Source organism: Dysgonomonas sp. 521 (assembly GCF_010501055.1).
Lineage (GTDB): Bacteria > Bacteroidota > Bacteroidia > Bacteroidales > Dysgonomonadaceae > Dysgonomonas.
This window is the reverse complement of the sequence record NZ_QVMO01000239.1, coordinates 1-524: the sequence shown is the minus strand read 5'-3', so window position 1 is coordinate 524 and position 524 is coordinate 1. Positions and strand designations below refer to the sequence as shown.

The following is a 524-nucleotide window of genomic DNA, read 5'->3' as shown; positions in this document are numbered from 1 at the left end:
CTTACTTTTGATTATGCGAAAAACAAACACTGATATACAAGAGGATATGTCTAAAATAGGCAAGCTTTCTGCTTTTAGCGGACAACAATGATAATAAATATTGGATATGTTAAAAGCTAATTTGCTTACTTTGTTAAATAGCCCGATGATACAAAAAACAGCTAAAGGCAATATGGATATGTAGCAGGCGATAACATTATCGAACCAGACCCCACGCAGGAAAGCCGAAAAAATCCAACCGGCCTTTGTTTCTACATTTTCTATATGCTGTGTATTGGTTAATAGCAATACGGTACGTTGCAGCGACATTATCAGTAATGCCAAAATATGTACTGACAGAACGTAGGAGAGGTTAATTCTTATCTTTTTCATTACCTTGTGTTTTGGCTAGGAATAGGCAAAAAGAGGGTGTCTCAAAAGTATTTCTTCTATCTATTTACATACGCTCCGCTCCTGTGACCGTTGGTTGTCATGTTGAGTGCTCATTATTTACCAATAAACCAAACGATAATGACGATAAAAAT

The 524-nt window shown here is 36.1% G+C and carries 1 pseudogene; it reads right to left on the bottom strand.

Annotation, left to right across the window (positions count from 1 at the left end):
* A pseudogene (locus D0T84_RS23210) lies at positions 1-372 on the bottom strand (hypothetical protein); the annotation flags it as partial.
* Positions 373-524: the final 152 nt, after the last annotated feature.